Genomic DNA, 23,788 nt, shown 5'->3' with positions numbered 1-23,788 from the left:
AAAATCGGCTGCCCAGGGCGGGACGGGCTAACCGGGGTGCGCCCGGTCAGTCCCGTTTCAGGCTCCAGGTTGCGCCGTCCGGACCGTCCTCCACCAGGATGCCTGCAGCGGAGAGGGTATCGCGGATGGCATCGGATGCCGCCCAGTCCTTCTCCACCCTTGCCGCGGCACGGGCTTCGAGCTGGGCCTGCACCAGGACGTCCAGGGCGGCGGCTTCCCTGCTGTTGCCCGCATCGGTGCCTGCCACGGCATTGAGCCCGAGGACCTCGGTCATCACGGCGACGGTGTGCAGCGCGAGGCGGGCGTCGTCGTCGTTGCCTTCGGCGAGGGCCGTGTTACCGGCCCGGACGGTCTCGTGCAATGCCGCCAGGGCGCGCGGAACGTTCAGGTCGTCGTCCATCGCCTCCGAGAACGTTCGCAAGGTCTCCGGAGAGGTGCCGTGGTGGCCGGCAGCCGGGCCGGAGCCCGTACCGAACCGGGCAGTCGCCTTGGCGATAAAACCATCAATACGTTCGACGGCGGCCGCGGCCTCCTGGAGGGAGGTGGGGCGGTAGTCCAGCACGGAGCGGTAGTGGGCCTGGCCCAGGTAGTAGCGGACCACGCGGGGGGACGCCAGTTCCAGCATCTCGGCAGGACTGATGGTGTTGCCGATGGACTTGGACATTTTTTCACCCTCATAGGTGACCATGCCGTTGTGCATCCAGAAGTTGGCGAACGGGTGGCCGGCCGCCTGGGATTGGGCAAGTTCGTTTTCGTGGTGCGGGAAGCGGAGGTCCAGGCCGCCGCCGTGGATGTCGAATTCGCTGCCGAGATACTTGGTGACCATGGCGGAGCACTCCAGGTGCCAGCCCGGGCGGCCCGCACCCCAGGGGGAAGCCCAACTCGCCGTCGTCGGCTCTCCTTCTTTGGACCCTTTCCACAAGGCGAAGTCGCGCGGGTCCTTCTTCCTGTTGCTGAATTGGGGTTCGACGTCCGGGGCTGCCTGCATGTCATCGATGTTCTGCCGGGTCAGTGCGCCGTACTTGCTCCATGAACGGACATCAAAGTAGACGTCACCCGAGCCGTCCGGGGCGGGATAGGCGTGCCCGCGGTCGATCAGCTGCTGGATGAGGGCGTGCATCTCCGGGATATGGCCGGTGGCGCGGGGCTCGTATGTCGGCCGGGAAACGCCAAGTGTGTCGTAGGCCTTGAGGAATTCCTGCTCGTAGCGGTAGGCGAGGGCCCACCACTGTTCCTCCGGCACCTCGCCAGGTTCCGGCGTGAAGCCCGGCGCGAAGGACGCCTCGGACTTGGCCAGGATCTTGTCGTCAATGTCCGTGACGTTCCGCACCACGGTGACCCGGAACCCGCGGTAGGCCAGCCAGCGGGTGAGCTGGTCAAACGCAATGGCGGAGCGGATGTGGCCGACATGGGGCATGCCCTGCACGGTGGCCCCGCAGTAGTAGAGGCTGGCCTTGCCCTCGAGGATGGGGACGAAGTTCCGGACTTCGGCGGAGGCAGTGTCATAGAAGCGCAGGGTCACCGCTCCAGATTAGCTGATGGGAAGGTGCGGCCTCGGGTAGACAAGTGCAGTGGCCACCGCGGAGATGCCTTCACCGCGGCCGGTAAACCCGAGGTGGTCGCTGGTGGTGGCGGTGACGCTGACGGGCGCGTCCGCGGCGTCACTGAGGACCTGCTGCGATTCCTCCCGCCGCGGGGCGAACTTGGGCCGGTTGGCAACGAACTGGACAGCCACGTTGCCGATCTCAAACCCGGCGGCCCGGACAATCCGAGCGGCCTCGGCCAGCAGCGCGACGCCGGAAGCGCCGGCGAACTCGGGCCGGTCCGTACCGAAGTGCGTGCCCAGGTCGCCTACCCCGGCGGCGGAAAACAGTGCGTCGGCTGCCGCGTGGGCCACCGGATCTCCATCGGAGTGCCCGGCCAGGCCGCGTTCACCCGGCCACAGGATCCCGCCCAGCCACAGCGGGCGGGGCTGGTCCTCGGCGGCATAGGCGTGCACGTCCAGCCCGATCCCGGTTCGGGGGATGATCATGTCCGCAGGTTCCATTCCTAGCCTTCCACCCAGCGGGCGCCCAGCGGGCCTTCGAGGAGCCCCTCAGCCAGGATCAGGTCCAACGGCGTGGTGATCTTCAGGGACTGGGTAGACCCCCGGACCACGTGGACGGGGATACCGAGCATTTCCACCAGCATTGCGTCATCGGTGACGGCGTCGGACTCTTTCCGATCCAGTCTCCTTGCAGCTTCATGGGCCTTCAGCAGGGTGCCAAGGTGAAAACCCTGCGGCGTCTGCACCGCACGGAGCTCTTCGCGCGGCGCAGTCCCGGTGACAACCTCCGGGGCCAGTTCGCTGTCCGTGCCGGTGGTGGCGGCCACCGTCTTGACGGTGTCCACTACCGCTACGGCAGGGATGACCGCCGCGGCCCCTGCGGCCAAGGCGTCCGCGACACGGTGGAAGACCGACTCGGGAGTCAGTGCGCGCGCGGCGTCGTGCACCAGCACCGCCTCGATGCCGTCCATCAGGGCCGCCAGGCCGGCCCGGACGGAATCCGCGCGGGTGCTGCCGCCGTCGACGATGGAAAGAAGCGGGCCGCCGTCGGCCAGTTCCTGCCGGAAGTCCTCGCACAGGCTGCGGAGGGCGTCGTCTCCGGGGGGCAGCGCAATGCACACCTGGCTGCCGGCGCCGGACGCAACGATGCCTCGCAGGGCATGCATCAGGATCGGTTCGCCGCCCAAAGGGACCGCTGCCTTGGGCATGCCGTAACCCAGTCTCTGCCCCGAACCTGCTGCCACCAGGATCACCGCGGTGACCAGGCGGGTGGGTGTTTCGCTCATGCGGACTAGCCTACGTGCCTGCAGGGCGACGGCGCCTGAAGACCCCTGTTCCCAAGGACCTCTTTTGGGCGAAAATTTGGGCAAAAAGAAGCCCCGGCGGCACTTAGGTGCCACCGGGGTTCAATTCTTAGGAAGCCAGGACCTCGTCGAGAACGCTTGCAGCCTTCTCTTCGTCGGTCTTTTCAGCCAGCGCCAGTTCTGAAATCAGAATCTGCCGGGCCTTGGCCAGCATTCGCTTCTCGCCTGCGGAAAGGCCCCGGTCGTGATCCCGGCGCCACAGGTCGCGGACGACCTCTGCAACCTTGATGACGTCACCGGAAGCAAGCTTCTCCAGATTTGCCTTGTACCTACGCGACCAGTTGGTGGGCTCTTCGGTGAACTCGGCACGAAGCACATCAAACACGTGCTCCAGGCCTTCCTTGCCCACTACGTCCCGAACCCCAACAAGGTCAACGTTCTCTGCTGGAACTTCAATGGTCAGATCACCCTGAGCCACCTTGAGCTTGAGATACATTTTCTCTTCGCCCTTGATGGTGCGCATCTTGATTTCTTCAATCTTCGCAGCACCGTGGTGAGGGTAAACTACTGTCTCGCCGACCTCAAATACCATGTGGACATTTCCCCTTTCCCGCTGACCAGTTTATCACGATTCAGGCATATGACCGGCCCGGAAGAGGGCGCCGAACCGCAGAAATACGCGGAAAACGGGCCAAATCGGGCCCCTTCAACCCCTTGACGAACGCGGATAATAGTGCATGTGCCCGGTCCTGGGGAAGGCCGATGTGACAGCGCCGAATCCTCGTTTGGCCTGCTTTGCGGATAGGCTATGCGTGATTAATGTTTCAAGACTCTTTGAGGAGTACGCGACGTGCGTTTCACTGCGACGACCCGGGCCCAGCGCGGCAAACTGGCACTGACGGCAGCCGCCCTTGGCGTGGGCCTGCTGACCGCCGGCTGCGGTTACATCACGCCCCAGCAGACCAGCGAACAGTACGCTGCATCGGACGGCATCGTCACCGACCTCGGCCCGATCCAGCTGCGGAATATCCTGATCATTTCGTCCGGCGAGGACCAGCCCGGCCGCCTGATCGGCGCCGTCTACAACTCCTCTTCCCGTGACGTGACCCTGACGGTCAACGGCGCAAAGGGCTCCCAAACCGAGGTTCCGGTCAAGGCGAACTCCTACACGCTGCTCAACGACAGCTCTGACGAGGCCATCCTCAGCACCACCGGAGGAATCCCGGGCTCCCTCGTGGATGTCAAGATTTCCGAAGACGGAACCAACACCAGCAACACGGTGAAGGTCCCCGTCCTGGACGCCACGCTCCCTGAGTACAAGGAGTACCTGCCGGCCGGCAGCACCCCGTCGCCGAGCACATCGGCCACGCCGTCGCCGTCGGCTTCGGAAAGCGCAGGCGGGACCGGCCACTAAGGCTGGGGGCTGCGCCCGCTGTTGACAGAGGAAAAGGAGGGGCCGGGCGGCCCCTCCTTTTTTATGTCCTCCTGCCGTGTCTCAGACAGGCTGCCTTTCTAGGGCTCGAACTTGTAGCCAAGCCCCCGGACGGTGACCAGGAACCGCGGCGCCGAGGGGTCCGGCTCGATCTTTCCGCGAAGCCGCTTCACGTGGACATCGAGGGTCTTGGTGTCTCCCACATAGTCTGAACCCCAGACCCGATCGATGAGCTGGCCGCGGGTCAGCACCCGGCCCGAATTACGCAGGAGCATCTCGAGGAGCTCGAACTCCTTCAGCGGCAGCAGCACCTGCTCGCCGCCCACGCTGACCACGTGCCGTTCAATGTCCATCCGGACCGGCCCGGCCTGGACGGTGGAGGAAATGAGTTCCTCCGGTTCGCCCTGGCGCCGCAGCACTGCCCTGACCCTGGCCACCAGCTCGCGGGAGGAGTAGGGCTTGGTGACGTAGTCGTCAGCGCCGAGTTCCAGCCCCACCACCTTGTCGATCTCCGCGTCCTTGGCCGTCAGCATGATCACCGGGACGCTGGAACGCTGGCGGAGCTGGCGGCACACCTCCGTGCCGGAGAGTCCGGGCAGTTGCAGGTCCAGCAGCACCAGGTCCGCCCCGTTCCGGTCGAACTCGGTGATGGCGTCCAGGCCGTTGTCCACGACCTCCACCTCAAAGCCTTCCTTGCCCAGCAAATAGGACAAGGGATCGCTGAACGATTCCTCATCTTCAACAATCAAGATCCTGCTCAAGCGTTTGCTCCTCGTTCGGTGGCGCCTGCGGCGCCGGGTACTTGGGTAACAGCTGGCTTTTCGGACCCTGCCATCCCCGCCCGTGCGGTACTGGCAGCGGGGGTGGCGGCAGGAGGTGTCTCTTCCCCGCCTTCCTGGCCTTCCATTTCGGGAAGCCGGAGGGTGAACGTGGAGCCCTGGCCTGGCTGCGACCAGAGGGTCACTTCCCCGCCGTGGTTGGACGCGACGTGCTTGACGATGCTCAGTCCCAGGCCTGTCCCGCCGGTGTGGCGGGAGCGGGCCGAATCCACCCGGTAGAAGCGTTCAAAGACGCGTTCCTGGTCCTCGGGGCTGAGTCCCTCGCCCTGGTCCGTCACCGAGATGGATACCAGCCCTTCCCTGCTGCGGACGCCGATCCCCACCCGGGTGTTCTCCGGCGAGTACCTGATGGCGTTGTCGATCAGGTTTCGCAGCGCGGTCACCAGCAGGTCCTGGTCCCCGAAGACCTTCGCTTCGGTCCGGCCGCCCACCACAATGCGGATGTTCTTGCTCTCCGCGGGCAGCTGGGACCGGTCCACCGCCTCGGCGATCACGGCGTTGACGTCAACCGGGCGGCCCTGCTGGGTGACGCTTGCGCCCTGCAGCCGGGAGAGCTCGATGATGTCCTGCACCAATGCGGCGAGCCGGCCGGATTCCTTGTGCATGCGCTTGGCGAAACGCCGGACGGCCAGTTCGTCGTCAGCCGAGGACTCCAGGGCTTCGGCCAGCAGGGAAATGGCGCCGACGGGGGTCTTCAGTTCGTGGGAAACGTTAGCCACGAAGTCATTCCGGATCTCTTCCGTCCGGGTGATCTCGGTGCGGTCGTCCGCGAGCAGCAGGATGTATTCCTCACCGAGCATTGCCGCGCGGACCTGGACGATGATGGTTCCCTGGCCGAGCGGGCCGCGGGGAAGTTCCAGCTGCCGCTCCAGGATGACGCCGTCCCGGCGGACCCCGGCGGTCATGTCCAGCAGTTCCTTGTGGACCACTGTGTGGCCGCGGACCAGGCCGTAGGCGTACGCTGCCGGGTTGGCACGGACCACACCGTCCACCGCGTCCACCACCACAAAGGCGCGTCCGACGACGGCAAGCACCTCCGCGGCGCCCGCCGGCAGCGCGAGCTCCCCGGCGTCCACGTCCAGCAGTTGCCGCTGTTTCTCGCTGACCCGGAACGCGAGCACGCCGAACGTACCGAGCGCCAGGCCGATAAGGCCGGCCACCAGGCCGATAAGCATAGGATCCACAGCTCCACCTTATGCTGTAGGGGAAGGCTAATCGGCGCGTCCCGGCCCCTCGGCAGGACGGTTCAACTAACGTTCACCTGCAAGGGCTTAACCGTTTACCGAACTTTGGCAGTGTAGGCAGTTGGAGTGCCGAACGGCGACGCGATTTCTGCTGCCCGGACCGGGCGGCCAGGAGTTATAAGGAAAGGACGCCTACGTGCGTAAGGTTTTTCAGGAAGAGCTGACCCAGGTCGGTGAACAGCTGGTGGAGATCTCCCGGCTGGTCAGCGAGGCCATTGACAAAGCCACCACCTCCTTCGAAGTGGCGGACGTAGACCTTGCGCAGGACGTCATCGCCGCGGATGCCCGCATCGACTTCCTGCAGAACAGCCTGGACGAGCGGGCAATCGACATCCTCGCCCTGCAGGGCCCCGTAGCCAGCGACCTCCGGATGATCGTGGGCTCGCTGCGGATGAGCGCATCCCTCGAGCGCATGGGAGACCTTGCCCGGCACATCGCCCAACTGGCGCGCCTGCGCTTCCCCTCCACCGTCATCCCCGAATCCATGACCGGCACGTTCAAGCGCATGGCCGAGCTGGACAAGGAAATTGCGGACAAGCTGACGGTCCTGCTGGAAACCCGCGACCTTGAAGTGGCCCGGGACATCCTGAAGGCGAACACCGCCATCAACGATCTCCACCTCAGCGTGTTCAAGGCCATCGCAGCGCCCGAATGGTCCGAGTCGCCGGCAACCACGGTGGACGTCGCACTCGCGAGCCGGTACTTTGAACGCTTCGCGGACCACGGTGTCTCGGTGGCGCAGAAGGTCACCTACCTCGTGACGGGTGCCTGGCAGCCTAACGGCATCGAACACAGCTGACCCTGCAGAACATACGACGGCGGGCTGGTCACCGAAAAGTGACCAGCCCGCCGTCGTATGTTCAATGACTTATTTTTTGCCCTGGTTGGCGACCGCGAGGATGGCCTGTTCCGCGGCTTCCGGGTCAAGGTAGGTGCCGCCCGGCTTGATCGGCTGGAAGTCCTCGTCAAGGTCATAGACCAGCGGGATGCCGGTGGGGATGTTCAGGCCGGCGATGGCTTCGTCGCTGATGCCGTCCAGGTGCTTGACCAGTGCACGCAAGGAGTTGCCGTGCGCGGTGACCAGGACGGTCTTGCCCGCCTTGAGGTCTTCCTTGATGTCCGATTCCCAGTACGGCAGGAGGCGGACCAGGACGTCCTTCAGGCACTCGGTGCGGGGAAGGGCGTCGCCGAGGTCTGCGTAGCGGGGGTCGTGCGCCTGGGAGAACTCGGAGTCGTCGTCCAGGGGCGGCGGCGGGGTGTCGTAGGAGCGGCGCCATTCCATGAACTGTTCCTCGCCGTACTCGGCGAGGGTCTGTGCCTTGTCCTTGCCTTGCAGCGCACCGTAGTGGCGTTCGTTGAGCCGCCAGTCGCGCTTGACCGGGATCCAGCCGCGGTCCGCCTTGTCCAGGGCGATGTTCGCCGTGTTGATGGCCCGCTTCAGCAGGGAGGTGTAGAGGATGTCCGGGAGAACATTGTTCTCAACCAGCAGCTCCCCTCCGCGTGCTGCTTCCGCGCGGCCCTGGTCGTTGAGGTCAACGTCCACCCAGCCGGTGAAGAGGTTTTTGGCGTTCCATTCGCTGTGGCCGTGGCGCAGCAGAATCAGCTTGTAAGTCATGATTTTCATCCTAGCCGAGCGCCGCGGCCGTCCGCCCAGCGTTACAAGCGAAGGCCGGTTAGGCGTCACCTGTTGGTGCAGGGATAAGGTTGGGCGGTGGTGCAAAAGGCTGAACGGGTAACCGCCCCGCAGATCCCGGGCAGGAATACCGGCAGGCCGGGCAGGCCGGTTGGCAACATTACCCGCGGCACCACCAACCCCAACCGGATGCGCCGGGTGGACCGCTGGCTGACGGGACCTCAGGCCTGGCGGCTCCGGAACGCGGCGGACCCCCTGGTGGTGGACCTGGGCTACGGCGCTACGCCGGCCACCGCCGTCGAGCTTTATGAACGGCTTTCTGCCGTCCGCGGGGACGTGCAGGTCTTTGGAATCGAAATCGAACCGGAACGCGTGCGCGCAGCCGTTCCTTTGGAGCGGCCCGGACTCAGCTTCCGCGTGGGCGGCTTCGAACTGCCGGTGCCTGGCCGGCCCGTCCTGGTGCGCGCGTTCAACGTCCTGCGGCAGTACGAGGAAGCGGACGTGGCCGGAATCTGGCGGCTGGTGCAGGACCGGCTGGCTCCCGGCGGCCTGTTAATCGACGGCACCTGTGACGAAATCGGGCGGCGGGTCACTTGGGTGGCGCTGGACGCGGACCGGCCGCTGTTCCTGAGCATCTCGGTCAGGTTCGGCAGCTTCCTCCTTCCCTCCGACGTTGCCGAAAGGTTGCCCAAGGCGCTCATCCACCGCAACGTTCCGGGGGAACCGGTGCACGCCCTCATGCAGGCCATGGACCGGGCCTGGCTGGAGTGCGCGCCGCTGGCGTCTTTCGGAAACAGGCAGCGCTGGCAGGGTATGTGCCGGAGCCTGCGGGACGCTGGCTGGCCGGTCCATGACGGGCCTTCGCGGTGGCGGCTCGGGGAGCTCACCGTGGACTGGGAGGCGGTGGCACCCCTGGCCGGCGGGGGCGCCGGCTAAGTCACCAGGGGCCGTAGGGCCCCGTGTTGCGGCTTCCGCCGCGGCCGGCATCCTTCACGGCCGGCCGCACGTCAGCCAGGTAAACGGAGGCAGCGACGACGGCGGCGAGTCCGAACAGCCCGAAGGTTCCGAAGAATGCGCCGCCACCACCGGTGTACAGCGAGAGGGCGCCGACCAGGGCCGCGCCGCCGGTCAGGGCCAGCCAGAAAGTCTTGGTCCGCTTGCCCGTGGCCTCGAACGCGTTTGCACGGTGCCGGGCACAGTCCGCCACCGCCCAGAGCTCCAGCCCCAGCGCAACCAGGGCAAGGATAAAGAACAAGGCCTTCTCAACGGGCTGGATGATAACGAGTTCAACGTCCACAAGCCCAAGCCTAGCCGTCCAGCGAGTCCAGCGCCTGCTTCACGTCGGCCCAGAGGTCCTCCACGTTCTCGATTCCCACACTGAGCCGGACCAGGTTCTCCGGGACGCTGTCCGGCTCAGCCGTGTGCCGCCGTCGGCGTTCAATGAGCGACTCCACCCCGCCCAGTGAGGTGGCGGGCAGCCACAGCTGGACTGCGCCCACCAGCTTGTCGGCGGCATCCGCGCCGCTCATTCCCCCGGCCGGGCTGACCTGGATGCAGACAATGGACCCAAAGCCCTTCATCTGCGCCTTGGCGCGTTCATGGCCAGGATCCGCGGCCAGGCCCGGGAACCGGATGGACTCGACAGCAGGGTGGTTGCCAAGGCGCTCTGCCAGGACCATTGCCGAAGCCTGTGACCGTTCAATCCGCAACGCCAGCGTCCTCAGCCCGCGCAGGGCCAGCCACGCTTCGAACGGCCCCGCAATGGCGCCGTGGACAATCCGGTGATGGAGCAGCGCGGAGCGGATGTCCGGGTTGGAGGTGACCAGGGCGCCAAGGACGACGTCGGAATGGCCAGCAAGGTACTTGGTCACCGAGTGCAGGACGACGTCGGATCCCAGCAGCAGGGGCTGCTGCACCAGGGGCGTGGAGAAAGTATTGTCCGTGACGACGATGGCCCCGACTGCGTGGGCGGCGTCGGTGAGGGCGGCGACATCCGCAATGCCGAGCATCGGGTTGGTAGGGCTTTCGAGCCACAGCATCGCAGCCGGCCGTGCTTCCGGCCCCGCAGCCTGGCTGTTGGGGGCGAGGGCCTCCCGGACGGCGCCGGTGTCCGCAATGTCCACGGTCCGGAGCTCGATGAAGCCCTTTTGCGCGAGTTCAGCGGCCATGACCAGCGAGCCAGAGTAGCTGTGCGTGGGCATGACCAGAACGCCCCCGGCGGGGATCAGGGAGAGAGCCGAGCTGACGGCCGCCAGCCCTGACGCATAGAGAAGGCCCGGCAGTTCGGAGCCCTCCAGCTGGCCAAGGGCCTCTTCGAAGGGGTCCCAGGTGGGGTTGGAATACCGGCCGTAGCCGCGGTCGCCGTCGCCCAGCGCACCCGTACCGAAGTAGGTGGAGGAAAGGACGATCGGCGGGTTGACCGGCTGGTCCCGTTCCCGTGGGGGCCGTCCGGCCGCAACCACCACCGTCTCGGCTGACAGGGCCGCCGCCTGCTGTTCGGAAAGACTCATGGTGAAAGCGTACTGTCCGCCGGTGACGGCCCGGAAAGCTGTTCCCCGCCGGTGTGGATCCCCCGCCTGAATCCACAGCTGAATCGGGAATTGTCAGCGTGGGTCGGTAGGCTTGGGTGGTGAGCAAACAGAGGGCCGGCCTTTTCATCGCGTTCGAGGGCGGCGACGGGGCGGGCAAGTCCACGCAGGCCGCGCGCCTTGCCGAAACCCTCGAAGCACGTGGCCTGGCCGTCCTGCGCACCCGCGAGCCGGGCGGGACCCCCATTGGCGAGAAACTGCGCTCCCTTGTACTGGACCACGGGCACGGTGACATTGATGCTCATACGGAGGCCCTGATTTTTGCCGCTTCCCGTGCAGCACATGCAAGCCAGGTGATCCGGCCGGCGCTTGAACGCGGCGAAATCGTCCTGACGGACCGGTACATCGATTCGTCGGTGGCGTACCAGGGAGCAGGACGAGCCTTGGGTGAGGACGCGGTGCGGTCCCTTAACGAGTGGGCTACTTCCGGCCTCCAGCCACACCTCACCGTCCTGCTGGACGTTGACCCGGCGGTGGGCCGCCGCCGCCGGACTGCCGGCGATGCCGCGGAGGACCGCCTGGAGTCTGAAGCCGACGAATTCCACATCCGGATCCGTGAGGCCTTCCTGGAACTGGCGCGCCGGCGCCCGGAGTCCTACCTCGTGCTGCCCGCCCATGATTCCGTCAGTGAGCTGTCCTCCCGGATCCTCGAACGGGTGAATACCCTTCTCGCGGTGCAGGACGAAGCGCCCGCAGGTGTCTCCCACGGCCGGGCCACAGCGGTCGGGGGCGGCTCGTGACGGTGTGGGACGACCTCCAGGGCCAGCCCGCCGTCGTCGAACAGTTGCGGCAGGCCTCAAGCGGCGAAGGGCTGACGCACGCATGGCTTTTCACCGGCCCGCCGGGTTCCGGGCGGTCCAACGCGGCCAAGGCGTTTGCCGCCGCACTGAACTGCGACCAGGAGGACGTCAGCCAGCGCGGCTGCGGAAGCTGCGCCGCCTGCCTGACCATCCTCGGCGAAACCCATTCGGACGTTACGTTTGTCCGCACCGAGAAGGTCACCATCACCATCGACGAAGCCCGTGAACTGGTGGCCACCGCCGGCAACCGGCCCTCGGCAGGCCGCTGGCGGATCATCGTGGTGGAGGACGCCGACCGCATGGCCGAGCGCACCACCAACGTCCTGCTCAAGGCCATCGAGGAACCCACCCCCCGGACGGTGTGGATGCTGTGTGCACCGTCCCCGGCCGACGTCCTGGTGACCATCCGCTCGCGCTGCCGCAGCGTGGCGTTGCGGCTGCCGCCGGCCGCGGACGTTGCCGCCCTGCTGGTGAAGCGCGACGGCGTGGACCCGGCCCTCGCGGAGCGCGCGGCGCGGGCAGCGCAAAGCCACGTGGGCATCGCCCGCCGCCTTGCCCGTGATCCCGCGGCCCGGGAACGCCGGCTGGAAACCGTGCGGTTTCCGCTCGGCCTGCGCGGCGTCACGGCCGCGGTGATGATGGCGGACAAACTCGTCAAGATCGCCACCGCAGAAGCCAACAGCTCCAACGAAGAACGGGACGCTGCGGAGAAGGCAGCCTTGCTGGCTACCCTGGGCGCACCTGAGTCCGGGACGCTCCCGCCTGCCATGCGCAGCCAGGTGAAGCAGCTGGAGGAAGACCAGAAGCGCCGGGCCAAGCGGTCCATCACGGATTCCCTGGACCGGACGCTGACGGATCTCCTCTCTTTCTACCGGGATGTGCTGATCATCCAGCTGGGGAATGCTGTTGAGCTGGTAAACGTTGAGCTGAGGAGCGAACTGGAGGAATTCGCCCGCCGCTCCACGCCGGAATCCACGCTTGCCCGGATGGATGCCATCAACAAAGCCCGCGAACGCATCACCACCACCAACGTTGCACCGCTGTTGACCATTGAGTCCATGGCAGCCAGCCTGATCTAGTCCTTCAAGGAGACCGATGACTGCCCGCCCCCTGCCCGCACGGCCGCGATCCGTGGCGATAGGCGTCCGCGCCCTTGGTGCCATGGTCCTGGCCATGGTCCTGGCGTCCTGCAGCCTCCTCAACGGCGGCGAACGCAGCCAGGAGGCTGCCACGGCCAAGGCCGACCCGTCGATCGTGGCCTCTGCGCCTGCCGGGCTGGAGAAGTTCTACTCACAGGAAGTCGTCTGGGAGCCGTGCGAGGGCGAGTTCCAGTGCGCCAAGGTGGCAGTGCCCATGGACTACGGCAACCCCGACGGCGGGACGATCCAGCTGGCCGCGCTGAGGGCTTCGAGCACGGGGAAGAAGACGGGCAGCCTGCTGGTCAATCCGGGCGGTCCCGGCGCTTCCGGCTATGACTTCGTCAAGGACGCCGCCGGCACCCATTTCTCCCAGCCTGTTCGCGATTCGTTCGACCTCGTGGGCTTCGATCCCCGCGGCGTGAAGCGCTCCGCCCCCGTGACCTGCATGACGGACGCGGAACGGGACGCGGCCAGGGCGAAGGTCTACGCCATGGAAACGGATCCCGGCCTGGCTGCCGCCCTGGCGGACAACAAAGCGATCGCCGCGCAGTGCGGTGAGCAGACCGGCTCGTTGCTGGGGCACATCGACACCGTCAGCTCCGCGAAGGACCTGGACATCCTCCGTGCCGTGGTCAACGATGCAAAGCTAAACTACCTCGGGTACTCCTACGGCACCTTCCTGGGGTCCACCTACGCTTCCCTCTTCCCTGAGAATGTGGGCCGGATGGTCCTCGACGGTGCCCTGGACCCCTCCATCAGCTATGAGGAGCTGACCAGCGGACAAGCCCGCGCCTTCGAGAGGGCAATCCGGGCATACGTAGCCAGCTGCCAGGCCCAGGACGGATGCCCGCTGACCGGGGACGTGGATACGGGCGTCCAGCAGATCCGCGACCTGATCGCCGCCGTCCAGCAGACTCCCCGCACGGCCAAGGACGGGCGTGTAGTCAATGCCACCATCTTCGTGAGCGGCCTCATCACGCCGCTGTACAACGACCAGAGCTGGCCCGCCCTGACACAGGCTCTGGAAGCGGCAATGACGGGAGACGTGAGCCTCATGCTGCGGCTCGCGGACCTCGGCGCGGACCGATCCTCCGACGGGACGTACACATCCAATTCCACTTTTGCGTTCAACGCCATCAACTGCCTCGATTACCCCATGGTGTCCGATACCGCCGGAATGCGTGCGGAACAGCAGCGCCTGACGCAGGACTCCCCCACCTTCGGGTATTTCTTTGCCTACGGCGGCACCAACTGCGTCGACTGGCCGTACCCGAACGTGCGCACGCCCGCCCCCGTGGAATACGACGGCTCATCCACCATCGTGGTAATCGGCACCACCGGGGACCCCGCCACGCCGGTGGAGTGGGCGTCATCGCTGCGCAAGCAGCTGGGCAACGCTGCACTTATGACCTGGAAAGGCGAAGGCCACACCGCATACGGCCGGTCCAACGGCTGCATCGAGGATGCGGTTGACGCCTACCTCGTCCGCGGGCAGGTTCCCGCGGACAACACGGTGTGCTGAAGGCCCCAGGCTGTACCCGGCCGCCCATTTTGACCCGGGCGCTGGGACTCTATTACAGTTGACTCTTGCATGAGGCGCCCGGTTCCGCCGGAGATTCATGCGGTGCTTCCTTAGCTCAGTCGGTAGAGCGTTTCACTCGTAATGAAAAGGTCATCAGTTCGATTCTGATAGGAAGCTCGGGATAAACCCCCTAGAAATCAAGGTTTCTAGGGGGTTTTTCGCTGGTTTAAGAGCCAACCTGGATTGCCGGGCAGTCCGCGGTTTGCGTCACCCCCTGCGCCAAGGGCCGCTTTCCCGCCTTAATCGGTGCTGGCGCCCCCGGGGCTCTTTACAGCCGGCAGGCCTGCCCCGCATTCTGGTGTGAAGGCCCAAGCAGCGGGGCCCCGGACAGGAGACCGGCATGGTTGATTCCACAGGCTTCCTCGGGCGCGCATTCCATCGAAACACCACCGCAGCCCCGCCCCTGGCCGATTTACTGCCGGCGCCAGGCCGGGAGTTGCGAACGCGGTTTGAACCCCGCTTTGCGGAGCTTGTGGGTGCTGTCGTGGCGACGCTCCGCGTCGCCGGAAAGACGCCCGTACCGGTCAGCGATCCCCATGGGCGGCAATGGGCCCCCGCCTACATTCTGGGCAGGCTGGAGCACGAGCACCACCTAACGGATGCTGCTTCGAGCCTGGCAGTCGCGGAAGTGGTGGTGGACGGTTCGGGCCGCATGGTCCGCAACCATCCGGTGCAAGTGATCCGCGGTGCACATAAGCTCCTGCCCGTCAGCTGCCCGAGCCTGGCCGACCGCTACGAACAGTTCATCCTCGCCGTACGGATGGGCGAGGAACCGCGTGGCGATGCCATGGTCCTGACACGGCACGGGGACCTGATGATCACAGGCCCCGGCCTGGCACCCATTGCCGTGGCCGACTACCTGAACGGCCTCTGCCGTTCCGCCGTCGGGCGCGCTGTGGCCTTTTAGTCCGCCAGGTCGAAGTCGAGATCCAGGTCTTCCATCGCCGCCAGCTCCCGCCAGGCTGATCCGACCGTTGCTGCTCCGAGCGTCGCTGCGATCGGCATGCGGTCAGCGGCAATCAGCTGGCGCAGGTCCAGGCCGGTCAGCTCTGCGATGTCCCGGATGGGTGCCTGGAAGGTGCGGAACGGGCCGAGGGGCGGGGTGTCGTCAAGGGCGCCGGGCCGCGGCACGTCCGGCATTTCCGCCAGCTGCGGAGTCTGGTCCACCACGTAGCCGGTGGCGGCCAGTTCGCCCTCATGGATAAAGGCCGCGACCTTGAAGAACCGCAGCGGGATGTCCACCCCGCGGTAAACAGGATCGACGTCGCTGAAGATCGGACCGGTGAAGACCACGATCCGCCGTCGGTGCCCTGCGGCATGGTCCAGCAGGTAGGACTCCATCCCGAGCCACAGTTCCAGGCCCTGGTTGAACTTCGCCGCCTGGGGAGCCGCATTGGTGTAGTGGAAAGTGTCCCCGTTTGCCTGCGCCGCCTCGGCACGGGTGTCTCCCCACACAGCTGAGGCACGGCGGACCAGGTGCCCTCTATCGATGTCGTTCCTGGCGTAGACCCGCTCCCCCGTCTGCTGGTCTTCGCGCAGGCGGGGGTCCAGCCGCCAGTTGATCCCGTCCCGGTCCAGGTCCATCAGTTTCCCGCCATCGATTCCAAGCCCGGTCACGGCAGCGAGGCGTTTGTCCAGGCGCATCAGCACGGAGAAGTGGGTGTAGGGCAGCAGGACGGTGTCGGCGCCGGGCAGGCCGGGCAGGGGCACCCGGCGGTCCAGGAAGTCCTCGTCAAGGCCTTTCCTGTTGGCAAGGTCCACGGTGGTTGCGGCAGCGGCAGTCAGCAGTTCGTCCATGGGGCGGACCCTACCAGTGCCCGGTGACAGGCAGCTGAATCCGGGGTATCGCCGGCTCCGGCCATTGGCTTCACCCTCTCGACACCTGCCGTTGTCTGCCATGCCATCCCGGGCGCCTAGGTTTGATCGGGCGCCCAGCCCCCCGGGCACCCCCATCACGCACCTGGAGCAGACATGAAGATGAACCGAGTCCTGGCCATTGCGGCAGTCGCCGCGGCCGCCCTGACAGCGGGAACCTCCGCTGTTGCCACCAACGGGCAGACCCCCAAGGGCCTCACGGCAGAAGCGGAGGCCTTCACCAAGGTAAACCGCAACACCCAGTGGGACCAGGTCCAGAAGCTCAAGCTGGACTTCCCGACCTTCCACCCGCAGGGCATGTCGCTGGTGGGCGACAAGATCTTCCTGAGCAGCGTCGAGATCCTCGAACCGACAGTGCGCTATCCCTCGCCCGTCGACGGCTACGACCGCACAACCGGCAAGGGCCGCGGCCACGTCTTCGTCCTCGACCGGCAGGGAAAGCTGCTGAAAGACATCGTCCTGGGCGAGGACACTGTCTACCACCCGGGAGGCACGGACTTCGACGGTGAGAACGTCTGGGTTCCGGTCGCGGAATACCGGCCCAACAGCAGCTCAATCGTCTACACAATCGATCCTGACACCTACGAGGTCACGGAGCAGTTCCGCCAGGCGGACCACGTGGGCGGGGTCGTAGCCGACCGCAAGACCAACCGAATCAGCGGCGTCAGCTGGGGTTCACGCAAGCTGTTCACCTGGAACAGCCAAGGTGCGCTCCTGGGAACCCAGGCAAACCCCAGCCACTTCATCGACTACCAGGACTGCGAGTATGCCGGCGCCGGGCACCAGCTCTGCTCCGGTGTCACCGGCCTCAAGACTGCCGACGGGAAACCGTTCGAGCTCGGCGGCCTCGCCCTGACCGACCTCTCCGACGGAAAGATTGTCCACGAGGTTCCGTTCCAGAAGTTCTCCACCGCCGGGCACTCGATGACCCGCAACCCTGTTGCCCTGGAGTCCGATGGCGGCGTGCTGCGCCTGTTCGCCGCCCCCGACGACGGCGAGGAAGCCGCCGGAACCGAACTCTTCGTGTTCGAGGCCCGTCCCTGAGCCGGTAGGAATCCGTCACTGCGGGAGGGGCCAGGGATTCCCGTCCCCTCCCGCAGCACACCCTGGGGAATGGATCCCGGCCGTAGTGCCGCGGCAGGGCTAGACTGGCCGGACAAGGACGGGTTGGGGGATCCAGGGCGGCACTGCCGCCGTTCCGCTGGTCGGTCGCAGCCGGCAACCCGAGGAACGACCGTGACCTTCTTCCAGGACTTTCCCATCCCGGCGTCCGGCCCAAGGCCGGCCACCCCCAGGTTCGTCCCGCCTCCGTGGGCCTCTCCACCGGCCTACGAACTGCCGGTCGTTGTCCACCTGGGCTCGTTCCTGCACCACAGCCCGGAGATGGTCATGGCAGTTAAAAGTGCCGAGGTGTTCTCCACCGGCTGCTCCTTCAGCCTGTCCTGGATCATTCGCCGCGGCGAAGAAGACGAGGATGACTGGGCCGACAAGCATGCACTGTTCTTCCAGCCGGGCATGCACCTCCGCCGCGGCACCGTACCCTTATCCGGGCTGATGTTCGGCGTCCAGTTCGCCGACGGATCCAAGGCAAGCACGGGAGCCCGCGGTCCCCACGGGTTTATGGGCAGCGACGACGAGCCGGAACCGCCAACCCTTGTCCTGAACAACGGTGGCGGCGGCGGTGGGCCCGATGAGCTGGCGGGCAGCGGCACCCTTTGGCTCTGGCCGCTTCCGCCCGCCGGCAACCTGCGCTTGGTGGCCCAGTGGATCGATTTCGGCATGGAGGAGAGTTCGGTAACGCTCGACGGCGGACAGCTGCGGCAGGCCGCGGAGGGCGTGCAGCGGTTCTGGCCGGACGAGTAGCCGGAGGGGGTAGGTGCTAGGAAACCCGCACCGCTCCCGGCGTGCCGTCCGCGACCTCGAACACCGCATGCGTGTACTGCCCTGCGGTCCGGCTGCCCACTCCCGTGGCCATGCGAAGCTCCGTGCGCCAGCGCTCCGGAGTGACCCGGCAACGGACGTAGCCCCGCCTGTCGCCGTCGAAGAATTTGATGTGCGGATTGAACCCGATCATCGGCTCGTAGTACGGCCCGTAGACTGGCACGTCGCCGTTGGTGCTGATGGAGGTCCCGACGAACTCGGTGGCGACAACCGGGGAGTCCGGCCGGTCGAAGTCAAGGTGGACGTCATTGACGAACGTGGAGTGCCAGTCCCCCGTGACGAACACGGCGTTGCGCACGGCCGGCCCGGCGACCACATCCAGCAGCCTCTTGCGGGCCGCCGGAAAGCCATCCCAGGCGTCGTGCCACAGCAGCTCACCGGCGGCGCCGTCATGGTCGAGGCGGGAGACCATAACGTTGTTCCCGAGGATGTTCCACCGCACGTCCGAGTCACGCAGGCCGGCGTAGAGCCAGTGCTCCTGCTCCGGGCCGAGCATGCTGATGGCGGGGTCGTAGGCCGCTTCGCATGCCTGCGCTTCGCCCCAGCCGCAGGGCGGGGCGTCACGGTACTGCCGCCCATCCAGGACGTCCAGCTGCGCCAGACGGCCGTACCGCAACCGCCGGTAAAGCTGCATGTCCGTGCCCTGGGGCAGCGACCGTGCCCGCAAGGGCTGGTGCTCGTAGTACGCCATGTATGCCGCGGCCCGCACGGCGGTAAAGGCCTTGGTTTGCCCTTCCCATCCTCCGGCGTAGTCATTGCTGACCTCATGGTCGTCCCAGGTGACGATAAACGGGAACCGGGCGTGCGCCGCCTGCAGGTCGGGATCCGACTTGTAGAGGGCGTAGCGGGCCCGCCACTGCTCAAGCGTCTGCGGGGCCGGCTGGGCGGCGGCGGGCACTGGCGTGCGGCGCAGCCCGCCGTCGGCCCCGATCTCGTACTCGTAGACGTAATCGCCCAGGTGCACCACGAAGTCCAGGTCCTCTGCGGCCATGTGGCGGTAGGACGGAAAGAAGCCGTCATCCCACTTCTGGCAGGAGGCGAAGGCGAAATCCAACTGCCTCACATCGGCCCCGGGGGCTGGCAGGGTCTTGGTTCGGCCCACCGGGGACCAGTGGCTACGGAACTTGAACTCGTAGAAATACTCGCTGTCCGGTTCCAGGCCCTCCACCTCCACGTGGACCGAGTGCCCCAACTGCGCCGGGGCGTGTGCACTGCCGTCCCGGACAACATTGCGCATCCCGGCGTCGGTGGCCAGACGCCACTCCACGACGGCGTGGCCCGGGGGCATACCGCCGTCCGGCTCGAACGGTTTCGGGGCCAGGCGGGTCCACAGCACCACCCCGGACGGCGTGGGGTCCCCGGATGCAACGCCGAGCGTGAAGGGATCATCCTTGCTCCGCGCCGGCGTCGCGGCAGCGTCCGCCCTGGTGGCCGGGGCGGTGGCCAGGGCGGCAGCGGCGGAGATACCGGCTACGCCGGAGAGGAAGAGGCGGCGGTCGATCAGACGGAAGTTTCCAGGCAGGATCAAGGGCATGGTGCCAGCGTCCCCCGGAGCCCTGAACAGGAGGTCTCACGCCGGGGGCTCCGAGGGAACCCGCCGGTAAACAAGCGATGAAGCGGCGCGGCAGCCGCCAGCGGAAACGAGCCGTGAACACTCCGCCACAACCTGCTGAACTCCGGCGTTTGGCTTCGCCTTCCAGCTGATCGCCTCACTAAGGTCGCAGCATGGAATCCCCACACAAACTCCCCGTCAAGGCTGCCGTCGCCGCCCTGGTCCTCGGGCTTCCGGGCGCCTTCCTCACCACCGCCGGCCCTTCCGCAGCCAGCCCGTCCCTCCCGTCCGGGGACGCAAAGGCCCTACCCGCCGTCGAACTTAACCTCGGCGCCCAGGACCTGCCCGAAACGCGCGACGTGACGGAACTGGCCCCGGGGCTGACCCGCACGTCGATTACCCGCGGAACGCCCAACCCTTCGCTTTTTTGGACGGCTGAAGTTGCCATTCCGGCCGATTCACCCGATCCGGACGCACCGTCGTCGGCCCTGTCCGGTGAGGCGCAAGCCCAGTCCGTTGCCAACGCAGTCACCGCCGCCGGCGTGGCGGCCAGGGTGGAAAAGGTGCAGTCCCCGCAACTTGCCGGTGCCGGCGGCGACTTGGGTTACCGGGTCCGTGCCGGCCAGTTCGCCACAAAGGACGACGGCGCCGCGACCGTGGCGCGGATCAAGGCGGCCGGCTACTCATCCTCTGTCCTCTACACAGGGTGGGACGGGGACGCCGGAAGCACCGACCAGTCAAGGGGCCAGTGGAAGCTGGAAGTCCTCACCATTGATCCGAAGCAGTTCAAAGGCGAACTTTCGTCAACGTTCGGCTCCGACCTGGTGAACCGGGAAACCACCAGCCAGCTGGCGGCCACGGATGGTGCACTCGCCGGCATGAACGGCGGCTACTTCGTCCTGGACCCCAAGGCCGGCGCCCCCGGGGACCCCGCGGGAACGGCCGTTGTCAACGGCGAGGTCCTCAGCGAACCGGTCGGTGACCGGCCCTCGCTGGTGATCGACGGCAAGAAGAACGAGTCCAGCATCCAGCGGCTGGGCTGGCGCGGCAGCGTCACCGCGGCGGGCGGCGCCCCGGAAGACAGCGTCCCGCCGGGCGGCGCCCCCGAGGACACCGGCGCCGGCAGCGCCGCCAAGGACGCGCCGCTGGCCCTGGACGGCATCAACCGTGTCCCCGGGCTCATCCGGAACTGCGGCGGCACGGGAGATGCCCCCACCGTCCTCCCGCTGCACGACTACACCTGCACGGACCCCGACGAGGTCATTGCCTTCACGGAGGACTTCGGCTCAGCCACACCGTCCGGGCCGGGGCTGGAAGTGCTGCTGGACAGCCACGGCACCGTCACTGCGGTCAGCACCACCCGGGGCACGGCCGTGCCCGCCGGGGGACGAACGCTGCAGGCCACGGGTGCCGACGTTGCCACACTGGGCAGCCTGGCAACGGTGGGCGCCCGCCTGGACGTCGATGCGGACCTCGTCAGCGGGGACGGCAAACCCTTGAAGACCAACGCGTCCACGGATGTGGTCAACGGCGGCCCGGTCCTGGTGTCCGGCGGCACCGAAAATGTCACCGTGAAGCGGGACGGGATGGTGCGCAGCGGGGACAACAACAGCTTCTATTACGGCTGGGTGCACAAGCGCAATCCGCGCACCATCGCCGGCGTTGACGGCCAGGGCCGCACGCTTTTGGTCACCGCCGACGGGCGGCAGACCGCATCCCTTGGCCTGAGCATCAAGGAGGCGGCAGACGTTGCCAGGTCCCTGGGCATGGTGGACGCAATCAACCTCGACGGCGGCGGGTCCACCACCATGGCCGTGGGCGGTCAGGTGGTGAACCGCCCCTCCGACGCGTCAGGTGAACGTCCCGTAGGCGACGCGATCCTCGCGCTCCCCCGCCGCAAGGACTGAACGCCCGCCGCGGCTGCTGGATGCAACCGCGGCACCTAAGATGGCGTCCATGGAAGACGAGGCCCTGGCAGGGATCGCGGGCGGGCTCTACGCCAAGCCGATGGAAGACTTCGTTGCAGCGCGTACCGCCGCGGCCAAGGACGCTGCCGGTTTGGACAAGGAACTCGGAGCAGCAGTGCGCGCCTTGCCGAAACCGTCAGTCGCCGCCTGGGCCGTCAACATGCTGTCCGTGCACCGGCCTGATGTCCTCGCGGAGCTGGCGGACCTTGGCGGCAGGATGCGCGAGGCACAGTCGTCCCTGGACGCCGGGGCACTCCGGGAGCTGGGGCGTGAGCGCCGCACCCTGCTCGCCGCCGCCGTCGAGACTGCCCGCTCCGTTGCCAAGGAGAACGGCCGGGGCCTCAGCGATGCCGTGGCGGGGGACGTCGAGGAGACCCTTAGGGCCCTGACGGCCGATGAGGGAGCGGCGGCCGCCGTGCGGAGCGGGCGCCTCCTGACCGCGCTGTCTGCCGACGGAATGAACACCGTTGACCTGGAAGGGGTTGTGGCCGTGCCCTCGGCGCTGCCGCCGGCTGCTCCGCCGGCCAGGCCGGCAGCCACAGCGGACAGGAAACCGCGCACGACGACGGCCGGCACCGCCCGTGCCAAGCCGGACAGGCCGCGGCTTGAGGCAGTCCGCCAGACCCCGCGGCCGGCGTCACCGCCGGCGTTGGAGAAAGCCAAAGCCGCCCTGGCGGAAGCACAGGCCGCAGAGGCTGATGCGGCCCAGGCAGCCCGGGAGCTGCAGGACCAGGCGGACCAGGTACGGACCGACATTGCGGAACTCATGCAGGAAGCGGCTGAGCTCCGCGCCCGGCTCAGGGGCGTTGACGAGCGGCTGGAGCGCTCCCGGAAAATGCTGGCTGCCACCACCGCGGAGGCCAAGCAGGCGGTGCGTGCGGCGGACAAAGCCGAGCGGACGGCGATGCTCGCGCAGGAACGCGTCCTTCGGCTGGCCCAACTACAGCAAAGTGGCCACTGAGGTGCAGACACGGGTGTATGACGAGACGGCGGTGAAAGGCCGGCTCTCACGCATGGACAAGAGAGCCAAAACGGCATTCGCCGCCGCATGCGCGGAGAGTCTGGTCGCACTTCAAAACCGCTATTGGGACAGGACGGGCGGCAGCGGCGGTGCGGTGCGAACGCGAGACATCCTCGACGCTGCCTGGGACGTTGCTTCCAACGGCAATGCCGACGTCAGCTCGCTCGATTCGGAAGCCGCCGCATTGGCACCCTCGGATGACGGGGAGTGGTCGTTTGATATGGGATACGCACAGAACGCGTCTGCGGCGCTGGCGTATGCGATCAGGACATGGCTATCCGACGACGCGCAGGAAGCCGCGTGGGCCGCCCGGCAAATATACGAAGCCGCCGAATACTCGTTCAGTCAGCCTGACGTGGGCCCGGGCGATGTGCTTGTCCGCAAGGTCAGTGAGGTCTCGTCCCACGCTGCGGGCGCTGCTTCATCGGCAGGCATGCAGTCTGTCTTGGCTTTTCTTGACCAAGCACTCAGGATCTGCGAAGACCTGCCACCGTCCTGGGACCAACTGCAACTTATTGCACGGTCGGCGGGTCAGTCGTGGGCCTCCTCTTTCAGGTAGGGCTGAAGGAGCTTGTTTCCTCTCTGGGGGACACGGTCCGGATAAACATCAAGTAGGGAGCAGAGATGGACGCCGAATTTGACCTCTTCACCGATTACCACCAGTTCACGGTCTCGGACTCGACCGCGGACTTCTCGGCTCTTTGGGCGAAATGGACGGACGAAACCATCGAATCCATGTTCGTCCAGGGCGACCGCTATATCGCCGTGGGCACCGCGCGCGATTTCAACGCACCCGTTCTGATCCGCCTCGACTCGGAGCGGTCATTCACCGGCAGCGTGGACAGGGTCATGACGGGAATCCTGGAGGTCCCCAGCGGAGTGGTGGAGGTATCGGGACCCACGGACAACGGCATGAGCGGCGGGAAGGTGGAGGTGCCACCGGGCACCTACCGGGTGGAGGTGCAGTACTTCAACCTGGAATCGATCGATGACGACGGCATCGAAGGCGACGACCGCTACATGGTCACCCTGACCAGGGTGGAGCGTTGATCCCACAGCAACACGCGGGGCTGATTCCGAAAAATGTCAGACCCCGGTTGCAGACTGGATTCATGGAAAACCAACTGGTACAGGAATTTCACGTCACGTACTTCGACTCCGACTGCGGCCGTGCCCGGGCCGAGGTCTTTGACACTTTGGCCGACGCCGAGCGCTTCGCCAGCCGGTACTGCCGCGAGGAGGACGGCTGGGCCGTCGTGGACGCGGTGGCCGTCGAACAGGTCCGCACTGCCGCCTGAAGAGTTCCGGCTCCCTGCTGACGCCGC

The 23,788-nt window shown here is 66.7% G+C and carries 25 protein-coding genes and 1 tRNA gene; 15 read left to right on the top strand and 11 right to left on the bottom strand.

Annotated elements, in window-relative coordinates:
- Positions 1 to 46: 46 nt before the first annotated feature.
- The 4 genes from cysS to KTR40_RS03625 all read right to left on the bottom strand — a co-directional run bounded on the left by cysS (position 47) and on the right by KTR40_RS03625 (position 3,442).
- Positions 47 to 1,522: a cysteine--tRNA ligase gene (gene cysS, locus KTR40_RS03640; RefSeq protein WP_228405305.1), complete on the bottom strand. Its 1,476-nt coding sequence runs from the start codon at positions 1,520 to 1,522 to the stop codon at positions 47 to 49.
- 9 nt (positions 1,523 to 1,531) lie between these two features.
- Positions 1,532 to 2,032 (bottom strand): 2-C-methyl-D-erythritol 2,4-cyclodiphosphate synthase, encoded by a 501-nt coding sequence (gene ispF, locus KTR40_RS03635; protein WP_171058916.1) that lies wholly within the window; start codon positions 2,030 to 2,032, stop codon positions 1,532 to 1,534.
- Between the two features lie 17 nt (positions 2,033 to 2,049).
- Complete coding sequence (gene ispD, locus KTR40_RS03630; protein WP_139028055.1) at positions 2,050 to 2,832, bottom strand: 2-C-methyl-D-erythritol 4-phosphate cytidylyltransferase; 783 nt, start codon at positions 2,830 to 2,832, stop codon at positions 2,050 to 2,052.
- Between the two features lie 127 nt (positions 2,833 to 2,959).
- Positions 2,960 to 3,442: a CarD family transcriptional regulator gene (locus KTR40_RS03625; RefSeq protein ID WP_011690592.1), complete on the bottom strand. Its 483-nt coding sequence runs from the start codon at positions 3,440 to 3,442 to the stop codon at positions 2,960 to 2,962.
- A 258-nt stretch (positions 3,443 to 3,700) separates the two neighbouring features.
- Here KTR40_RS03625 and KTR40_RS03620 point away from each other — a divergent pair, with 258 nt between their 5' ends.
- Positions 3,701 to 4,264 (top strand): hypothetical protein, encoded by a 564-nt coding sequence (locus KTR40_RS03620; RefSeq protein WP_228405304.1) that lies wholly within the window; start codon positions 3,701 to 3,703, stop codon positions 4,262 to 4,264.
- Positions 4,265 to 4,362: 98 nt separating this feature from the next.
- Here the strand turns inward: KTR40_RS03620 and KTR40_RS03615 are convergent, their stop codons facing one another.
- Positions 4,363 to 5,043: a response regulator transcription factor gene (locus tag KTR40_RS03615; RefSeq protein WP_104996825.1), complete on the bottom strand. Its 681-nt coding sequence runs from the start codon at positions 5,041 to 5,043 to the stop codon at positions 4,363 to 4,365.
- A complete protein-coding gene (locus KTR40_RS03610) occupies positions 5,040 to 6,296 on the bottom strand; it encodes a cell wall metabolism sensor histidine kinase WalK (protein ID WP_228406013.1) in 1,257 nt (418 codons plus the stop codon). Before KTR40_RS03610 ends, KTR40_RS03615 begins: the two co-directional genes overlap by 4 nt.
- A gap of 205 nt (positions 6,297 to 6,501) precedes the next feature.
- Between KTR40_RS03610 and phoU the strand changes: the two genes are divergently transcribed.
- Positions 6,502 to 7,164, top strand: a complete 663-nt coding sequence (gene phoU, locus KTR40_RS03605) for a phosphate signaling complex protein PhoU (protein ID WP_139028052.1) — start codon at positions 6,502 to 6,504, stop codon at positions 7,162 to 7,164.
- Between the two features lie 69 nt (positions 7,165 to 7,233).
- On the opposite strand, the gene KTR40_RS03600 is transcribed toward phoU, so the two are convergent.
- A complete protein-coding gene (locus KTR40_RS03600; RefSeq protein WP_139028050.1) occupies positions 7,234 to 7,980 on the bottom strand; it encodes a phosphoglyceromutase in 747 nt (248 codons plus the stop codon).
- Positions 7,981 to 8,076: 96 nt separating this feature from the next.
- On the opposite strand from KTR40_RS03600, the gene KTR40_RS03595 reads away from it, so the two are divergent.
- On the top strand, positions 8,077 to 8,934 hold the full coding sequence (locus KTR40_RS03595; RefSeq protein WP_228405303.1) for a class I SAM-dependent methyltransferase: 858 nt from the start codon (positions 8,077 to 8,079) through the stop codon (positions 8,932 to 8,934).
- 1 nt (position 8,935) lies between these two features.
- Here KTR40_RS03595 and KTR40_RS03590 read toward each other — a convergent pair whose 3' ends face one another.
- Complete coding sequence (locus KTR40_RS03590) at positions 8,936 to 9,295, bottom strand: DUF2516 family protein (protein ID WP_139028048.1); 360 nt, start codon at positions 9,293 to 9,295, stop codon at positions 8,936 to 8,938.
- A 10-nt stretch (positions 9,296 to 9,305) separates the two neighbouring features.
- Positions 9,306 to 10,508 (bottom strand): PLP-dependent aspartate aminotransferase family protein, encoded by a 1,203-nt coding sequence (locus tag KTR40_RS03585; RefSeq protein ID WP_228405302.1) that lies wholly within the window; start codon positions 10,506 to 10,508, stop codon positions 9,306 to 9,308.
- Positions 10,509 to 10,627: 119 nt separating this feature from the next.
- Between KTR40_RS03585 and tmk the strand changes: the two genes are divergently transcribed.
- From tmk to KTR40_RS03560, 5 genes are all read left to right on the top strand, one after another.
- A complete protein-coding gene (gene tmk, locus KTR40_RS03580) occupies positions 10,628 to 11,326 on the top strand; it encodes a dTMP kinase (RefSeq protein WP_228405301.1) in 699 nt (232 codons plus the stop codon).
- The gene (locus tag KTR40_RS03575) at positions 11,323 to 12,465 is read left to right on the top strand and encodes a DNA polymerase III subunit delta' (protein ID WP_139028043.1); all 1,143 of its coding nucleotides are present in this window, start codon (positions 11,323 to 11,325) and stop codon (positions 12,463 to 12,465) included. Before tmk ends, KTR40_RS03575 begins: the two co-directional genes overlap by 4 nt.
- Before the next feature lie 16 nt (positions 12,466 to 12,481).
- A complete protein-coding gene (locus KTR40_RS03570; protein ID WP_228405300.1) occupies positions 12,482 to 14,047 on the top strand; it encodes an alpha/beta hydrolase in 1,566 nt (521 codons plus the stop codon).
- A 104-nt stretch (positions 14,048 to 14,151) separates the two neighbouring features.
- A tRNA-Thr gene (locus KTR40_RS03565) sits at positions 14,152 to 14,224 on the top strand.
- Positions 14,225 to 14,447: 223 nt separating this feature from the next.
- Entirely contained in the window at positions 14,448 to 15,014 is a 567-nt protein-coding gene (locus KTR40_RS03560) for a hypothetical protein (RefSeq protein ID WP_228405299.1), read from the top strand.
- Here the strand turns inward: KTR40_RS03560 and KTR40_RS03555 are convergent.
- Positions 15,011 to 15,904 (bottom strand): DNA/RNA non-specific endonuclease, encoded by an 894-nt coding sequence (locus tag KTR40_RS03555; protein WP_228405298.1) that lies wholly within the window; start codon positions 15,902 to 15,904, stop codon positions 15,011 to 15,013. The genes KTR40_RS03560 and KTR40_RS03555 overlap by 4 nt on opposite strands.
- A gap of 174 nt (positions 15,905 to 16,078) precedes the next feature.
- On the opposite strand from KTR40_RS03555, the gene KTR40_RS03550 reads away from it, so the two are divergent.
- On the top strand, positions 16,079 to 17,026 hold the full coding sequence (locus KTR40_RS03550) for a DUF6454 family protein (protein WP_228405297.1): 948 nt from the start codon (positions 16,079 to 16,081) through the stop codon (positions 17,024 to 17,026).
- Positions 17,027 to 17,218: 192 nt separating this feature from the next.
- Positions 17,219 to 17,845: a hypothetical protein gene (locus tag KTR40_RS03545; RefSeq protein ID WP_228405296.1), complete on the top strand. Its 627-nt coding sequence runs from the start codon at positions 17,219 to 17,221 to the stop codon at positions 17,843 to 17,845.
- Positions 17,846 to 17,861: 16 nt separating this feature from the next.
- Here the strand turns inward: KTR40_RS03545 and KTR40_RS03540 are convergent, their stop codons facing one another.
- Entirely contained in the window at positions 17,862 to 19,457 is a 1,596-nt protein-coding gene (locus tag KTR40_RS03540; RefSeq protein ID WP_228405295.1) for an alkaline phosphatase, read from the bottom strand.
- A gap of 191 nt (positions 19,458 to 19,648) precedes the next feature.
- Here KTR40_RS03540 and KTR40_RS03535 point away from each other — a divergent pair, with 191 nt between their 5' ends.
- From KTR40_RS03535 to KTR40_RS03515, 5 genes are all read left to right on the top strand, one after another.
- On the top strand, positions 19,649 to 21,382 hold the full coding sequence (locus tag KTR40_RS03535) for a phosphodiester glycosidase family protein (RefSeq protein ID WP_228405294.1): 1,734 nt from the start codon (positions 19,649 to 19,651) through the stop codon (positions 21,380 to 21,382).
- Between the two features lie 49 nt (positions 21,383 to 21,431).
- Entirely contained in the window at positions 21,432 to 22,403 is a 972-nt protein-coding gene (locus KTR40_RS03530) for a hypothetical protein (protein ID WP_228405293.1), read from the top strand.
- Between the two features lie 13 nt (positions 22,404 to 22,416).
- Positions 22,417 to 23,022 (top strand): DUF416 family protein, encoded by a 606-nt coding sequence (locus tag KTR40_RS03525; protein WP_228405292.1) that lies wholly within the window; start codon positions 22,417 to 22,419, stop codon positions 23,020 to 23,022.
- Positions 23,023 to 23,087: 65 nt separating this feature from the next.
- Positions 23,088 to 23,513 carry a competence protein ComJ gene (gene comJ, locus KTR40_RS03520; RefSeq protein WP_228405291.1) on the top strand — a complete coding sequence of 142 codons (426 nt, stop codon included), beginning with the start codon at positions 23,088 to 23,090 and terminating at the stop codon, positions 23,511 to 23,513.
- Between the two features lie 62 nt (positions 23,514 to 23,575).
- On the top strand, positions 23,576 to 23,761 hold the full coding sequence (locus KTR40_RS03515; protein ID WP_139028024.1) for a hypothetical protein: 186 nt from the start codon (positions 23,576 to 23,578) through the stop codon (positions 23,759 to 23,761).
- Positions 23,762 to 23,788 lie beyond the last annotated feature (27 nt).

The organism is Pseudarthrobacter sp. L1SW, from assembly GCF_020809045.1.
Lineage (GTDB): Bacteria > Actinomycetota > Actinomycetes > Actinomycetales > Micrococcaceae > Arthrobacter.
This window is presented reverse-complemented; position numbering and strand designations above follow the sequence as displayed.